8 protein-coding genes and 2 pseudogenes are annotated in these 5,338 nt (G+C 51.8%); 7 read left to right on the forward strand and 3 right to left on the reverse strand.

Annotated features, from left to right (window positions below; all coding sequences use genetic code 11):
• Both fmt and def read right to left on the reverse strand, forming a co-directional pair.
• Window positions 1-136: pseudogene (gene fmt, locus RTK32_RS18385) on the reverse strand (methionyl-tRNA formyltransferase); the annotation flags it as partial.
• Between the two features lie 24 nt (window positions 137-160).
• Window positions 161-670, reverse strand: coding sequence for a peptide deformylase (gene def / locus RTK32_RS18390; RefSeq protein ID WP_125290972.1), 510 nt, complete (start codon window positions 668-670; stop codon window positions 161-163).
• 119 nt (window positions 671-789) lie between these two features.
• Here def and dprA point away from each other — a divergent pair, with 119 nt between their 5' ends.
• The 6 genes from dprA to RTK32_RS18420 are packed head-to-tail and all read left to right on the forward strand — an operon-like array spanning window position 790 to window position 4,574.
• Window positions 790-1,914, forward strand: coding sequence for a DNA-protecting protein DprA (dprA, locus tag RTK32_RS18395; protein ID WP_312046519.1), 1,125 nt, complete (start codon window positions 790-792; stop codon window positions 1,912-1,914).
• Window positions 1,886-2,359 carry a DUF494 family protein Smg gene (gene smg / locus RTK32_RS18400; RefSeq protein WP_312046521.1) on the forward strand — a complete coding sequence of 158 codons (474 nt, stop codon included), beginning with the start codon at window positions 1,886-1,888 and terminating at the stop codon, window positions 2,357-2,359. The genes dprA and smg overlap by 29 nt, the downstream gene beginning before the upstream one ends.
• 25 nt (window positions 2,360-2,384) lie before the next feature.
• The gene (locus RTK32_RS18405; protein WP_312046523.1) at window positions 2,385-2,942 is read left to right on the forward strand and encodes a topoisomerase DNA-binding C4 zinc finger domain-containing protein; all 558 of its coding nucleotides are present in this window, start codon (window positions 2,385-2,387) and stop codon (window positions 2,940-2,942) included.
• The gene (tsaC, locus tag RTK32_RS18410; RefSeq protein ID WP_312046525.1) at window positions 2,932-3,504 is read left to right on the forward strand and encodes an L-threonylcarbamoyladenylate synthase type 1 TsaC; all 573 of its coding nucleotides are present in this window, start codon (window positions 2,932-2,934) and stop codon (window positions 3,502-3,504) included. Before RTK32_RS18405 ends, tsaC begins: the two co-directional genes overlap by 11 nt.
• Before the next feature lie 3 nt (window positions 3,505-3,507).
• Window positions 3,508-4,326 (forward strand): shikimate dehydrogenase, encoded by an 819-nt coding sequence (gene aroE, locus RTK32_RS18415; protein WP_312046527.1) that lies wholly within the window; start codon window positions 3,508-3,510, stop codon window positions 4,324-4,326.
• Window positions 4,323-4,574: a DUF1488 domain-containing protein gene (locus tag RTK32_RS18420; RefSeq protein WP_312046529.1), complete on the forward strand. Its 252-nt coding sequence runs from the start codon at window positions 4,323-4,325 to the stop codon at window positions 4,572-4,574. The genes aroE and RTK32_RS18420 overlap by 4 nt, the downstream gene beginning before the upstream one ends.
• Here the strand turns inward: RTK32_RS18420 and RTK32_RS18425 are convergent.
• The gene (locus RTK32_RS18425; RefSeq protein WP_312046531.1) at window positions 4,550-5,104 is read right to left on the reverse strand and encodes a gamma carbonic anhydrase family protein; all 555 of its coding nucleotides are present in this window, start codon (window positions 5,102-5,104) and stop codon (window positions 4,550-4,552) included. The two genes, RTK32_RS18420 and RTK32_RS18425, sit on opposite strands and share 25 nt — an antisense overlap.
• Window positions 5,105-5,155: 51 nt before the next feature.
• Between RTK32_RS18425 and RTK32_RS18430 the strand changes: the two are divergent.
• Window positions 5,156-5,338 (forward strand): annotated as a pseudogene (locus RTK32_RS18430) (hypothetical protein); the annotation flags it as partial.

The following is a 5,338-nucleotide window of genomic DNA, read 5'->3' on the forward strand; positions in this document are numbered from 1 at the left end:
TATTGCCGCGGCCGGCTGGTCGATCGGGCTGAGTAAAAACGCCGACTATTTTGTGGCTGGACGACAGCAGCGCATCAAGATGACGCGCTGCAAAGTCAGGCGTGCCGGCAAAGATAATATTTAAGGAGTCGGACACGGGTTTCCCTTCTTCAGATGTTCATCAGTCCTGAGCCGTCTGGCGATAAAGCTTCTCAAGTTTTTTACGAATACGATCGCGCTTCAGCGGCGACAGATAATCAATAAAAAGTTTGCCGACCAGATGATCCATTTCATGCTGTATACAGATGGCCAGCAGGCCGTCCGCTTCCAGCTCATAGCTTTTACCTTCACGATCCAGTGCGCGAATTTTTACTTTTTCAGCGCGTGGCACCAGCGCCCGCTGTTCCGGGATAGAAAGACAGCCTTCTTCAATACCGGTATCGCCGCTTTTTTCCAGCAGCTCCGGATTGATTAACACCAGACGCTCATCGCGGTTTTCAGAAACGTCTATAACGATAATTCGTTGATGAATATCGACCTGTGTCGCCGCCAGGCCAATACCTTCTTCGGCATACATGGTGTCGAACATATCATCAACGATACGCTGTATATCGGCGTTAACTTCTGCCACGGGCTTAGCGACGATGCGAAGGCGATCGTCGGGATAATGTAATACCTGCAAAACGGACATAACTTTCCAGATTTGTGTTCAAGGAATAAGAGATTTATCTCTCTTATTGTAGACATTTCGCCTCATGATTGACAGCATTCCCGCTATGTTAACCAAAGCCCAGGGCAAGGATGGCACCGATGACGGCAACGGAGATTTGGCTGCGTTTGTCAGCCGTAAAGCAGCTACCCACATTACGGCGTGAGGCATTGGCCGTCAGGCTACGGTGCAAGACGGTATTAGATAAAGATACGCTGCTTGAAGCAGGCCTGCGAGCAGAACAAGCCGACGCCTTCCTGTCTTATGATCGAACGGTAATCGAGCGTACGCTCGCCTGGCTGGAACAGGATGACCATCACTTTATTCCCTGCAACAGCCCCGCGTACCCGCCGTTACTGAAAAACATCTATGATTTCCCCGCCGCCCTTTTTGTACAAGGCGATCCGGCGGTGCTGAGTACGCCGCAGATAGCAGTTATCGGTAGCCGCAATTGTTCTGCCTATGGCAGAAACTGGGGAACCTGTTTTGTAGAAACGCTTGCGCTCAGCGGTATTACTATTACCAGTGGGCTCGCACTGGGTATCGATGGTATTGCCCACCGGGCTGCATTAGAGGTAAAGGGAAAAACGCTGGCGGTATTAGGTAGCGGGCTGGAAAACATTTACCCGCGGCAACACTCCACACTGGCGAAAGCCATTATCGCCGGGGGCGGCGCGCTCATTTCTGAATTTCCGCTCGCTGACGCGCCGCTTGCATGGCATTTTCCGTGGCGTAACAGAATTATTAGCGGCCTGAGCCTGGGTGTGCTGGTGGTAGAAGCGGCCCTGAAAAGCGGCTCGCTGGTTACCGCCAGGCTGGCCTTAGAGCAAAATCGCGAGGTTTATGCGCTGCCCGGCGCCATCGGTAACCCCGGTAGTGAGGGCACGCACTGGCTGATACAGCAGGGTGCGTTACTGACCTCCCATCCCAATACTATCCTTGAACAGTTACAGAGCGATTTAAAATGGTTGCCTCTGGCGAAAAATACAACAATATATTCTGCTGTTGAAGACAATAGTTCATTGCCATTTCCCGAGGTGTTGGCTAACGTAGGAGATGAGGTTACACCTGTTGATGTCGTCGCTGAACGTGCCTGTCAACCTGTGCCAGCCATCGTAGCTAAGCTGCTTGAGCTGGAGTTAGCAGGGTGGATCGCAGCTGTACCCGGCGGCTATGTCCGATTGAGGAGGGCAAGCCATGTTCGACGTACTGATGTATTTATTTGAAACGTATATTCATAGCGAAGCAGAGATGCGCGTCGATCAGGATAAATTGACGGACGATCTGACCGACGCCGGTTTTCATCGTGAAGATATTTATAATGCGTTGAACTGGTTAGAAAAGCTGGCGGATTATCAGGATGGTTTGGCGGCACCTTTTCTACTTGCTGCCGATCCGCTTTCCATGAGGATCTATACCGAAGAAGAAAGCCAGCGGCTGGATGCCAACTGTCGGGGTTTCATTTTGTTCCTGGAGCAAATCCAGGTACTCAATCTGGAAACCCGCGAAATGGTGATTGAGCGTATTATGGCGCTGGATACGCTGGAGTTTGATCTTGAAGATCTCAAGTGGGTAGTGCTGATGGTGCTGTTTAACATCCCCGGATGTGAAAATGCCTACCAACAGGTGGAAGAACTTCTTTTCGATGTCAATGAAGGAATAGTGCACTGAAGAACGTCTTCGTGTCAGAAATACTATGAATAAAACAGCGCTTTTCGCTGTGCGAAAAAATGAGCCTTGCCCACAGTGCGGGGCGGAACTGGTCATTCGCTCAGGAAAGCATGGCGCTTTTCTGGGATGTCAGGCCTGGCCTGAGTGTGACTATATCCGCCCCCTTAAAAATCAGGCTGACGGCCATATTGTTAAAATCCTCGAAGGTCAGTTTTGTCCTGTTTGTCAGGCAGAGTTGGCTTTGCGCCAGGGTCGCTACGGCATGTTTATCGGCTGTAGCCGCTATCCTGACTGCACGCATACAGAGCTGATTGATAAACCCGACGAAACGACTCTTGCCTGTCCGCAATGCGAGCACGGGAAACTGGTGCAACGGCGTTCACGCTATGGCAAGACGTTTCATGCCTGCGACCGTTATCCGGATTGCCAGTTTGCAGTCAACTTTACACCGGTAGAAGGGGAGTGCGAATTTTGCCATTTCCCTCTATTAATTGAGAAAAAAACCGCGCGCGGCGTCAGGCGCTTCTGTGCCAGCAAAGCCTGCGGCAAGCCCGTTACAGCAGGAAACAGCATTGAAGAATAACTACCCGGCAGGCTCGCTGGATGCCTGCCTTGCGCACTTACGACAGGATGCCGTTATTGCTTACCCTACCGAAGCCGTATTTGGTCTGGGATGCAATCCGGACAGTGAATCAGCGGTCATGGCGCTGTTGGCATTAAAACAGCGTCCGGTGGAAAAAGGATTAATTCTGATAGCATCGGATTACCAGCAGCTACGACCCTATCTTGATGAAACGCAGCTGACGACAGAACAGAAGGAAAAAATGTTCTCGTTCTGGCCTGGCCCGGTAACATGGGTAGTGCCTGCTCGTAAAGCCACTCCTCGCTGGCTGACAGGACGGTTTGATTCGTTGGCCGTGCGGGTCAGCGCCCATCCCCATGTTCGTCAGCTATGCGAGGCTTTTGGTAAGCCGCTGGTTTCCACCAGTGCCAACCTGACCGGCCTGCCGCCTTGTCGCAGCGCCGCAGAAGTCCATCAGCAGTTTGGTGATAATTTTCCTGTTTTACAGGCCGAGACGGGTGGACGAGTCAATCCTTCTGAAATTCGCGATGCTTTAACCGGCGAACTGATCCGACAGGGATAAACGATGCGAAACTTTGCGGTATTTGGTAATCCAATTAATCACAGCAAATCGCCACGGATCCATCAGCTCTTTTCGGAGCAGACCGGCATCCCTCATCCTTATGGTCGTATTTGCGCGCCGGCTGATGATTTTGAAGGGGCGATAGCAACCTTTATTGCTCAGGGCGGTGCAGGGGCAAACGTTACGCTACCTTTTAAAGAGCAGGCCTATCGATTGGTAAATGAGCTGAGCGAGCGCGCTTCGCTGGCAGGCGCGGTCAACACCATTAAGAAATTGGATGACGGGCGGCTGCTGGGGGACAACACCGATGGGATTGGCCTGCTAACCGATTTAGAAAGACTCTCGTTAATCAAACCGCGTGACCGCGTGCTGCTGGTGGGCGCTGGCGGTGCCGCTCGCGGTGTGATCCTGCCTCTGTTGTCTTTAAACTGTCGGTTGACCATCACTAATCGCACGTTGGAAAAAGCACAGACGTTAGCTGAACTTTTCCGACATGCCGGCGAAATCGCCGCTGAGTCGACGGACAGCCTGGAGACGATGCAGTTTGACCTGATTATCAACGCTACCTCCAGCGGCGTTGGCGGTGAAATACCGGCTATCCCCGCCTCGTTAATCGGCCCCAAAACCCGCTGTTACGATATGTTCTATCAGCCTGGCGTGACGCCTTTCCTACGCTGGTGTCGGGAGCAGGGCGCAACACATTGGGCGGACGGGCTTGGCATGCTGGTAGGACAGGCGGCCTGGTCATTCTTTTTATGGCACAACGTCTTTCCGGATGTCGCGCCGGTGATTGCTACTCTGCAGGCGGAACTCCAGGCATGAATCAGGCGATCCTTTTTCCCGATCGTGAATGGTGGGACGAGGAGGCAAACGCGATCTGTTTCCCCGCTCTTGTTAATGGCTTTCAGGTTCTCTGTGCTATTAGCGGCGAATCGCTGATCCGCCGTTTTGGTAAAGATAAAGAGGTGAGAGAAAGCTTCCGTCAACATCGCTGGGATCTGGAAGAGGAAGCGGAAGGGGCCATCAAAGCGGAACAGGAAGATGCTCAGGGCTGGATCTGGCTTTCCTGAGCCAGATAGTCATCCTTCCAGCGCACATAATTGTTCGATGAGTAAAGCAGGCCGCTAAGTTCAGCTTCGGTAAGCGGCCGAATCTGTTTTACCGGGCTGCCCAGATAAAGAAAGCCGCTGGCCAGGCGCTTACCTGGCGGGACCAGGCTACCGGCACCAATCATGACGTCTTCCTCTACTATTACACCATCCAACAATATTGACCCCATTCCCACCAGAACCCGATTGCCAATTGTGCAACCATGGAGCATGGCCTTATGGCCGACCGTAACATCCTCTCCAACTATCAGAGGGAAACCTTGCGGATTAGTAGATGATTTATGAGTGACATGTAGAACGCTGCCATCCTGAATATTACTTCGTTTTCCAATAACGACGTGGTTTACATCTCCACGGATAGCAACCAACGGCCAGATACTGACGTCATCGCTTAACTGCACGTTACCCACCACTACACTTGAAGCATCTACCATGACGCGTTCACCACATTGAGGCGACGTATCTTTATAAGGACGTAAATTTCCGGACATAATGGTCTCTCATTCGTAAAAAGGATCGACGAAGCCTAGTGCCGCAGGCCTGTGGCGATCAATAATTTCGGTAAAATTAGCGCTATTTTTGTGCGAATCGTCCGTTATCACAGCGATGAGCGTGAAAAATCAGCGGTCGGAAAGAAAGATCAAAAAAAGGGTTGTGCTATCCGAACGGATCCCTATAATGCGCAACCACTGAGACGGCACAACGACTTACGGTCAGCGGCTCAG

The sequence above is a fragment of the Erwinia sp. genome (genome assembly GCF_031978025.1).
In the GTDB taxonomy this organism is placed as follows: Bacteria; Pseudomonadota; Gammaproteobacteria; order Enterobacterales; family Enterobacteriaceae; genus Erwinia.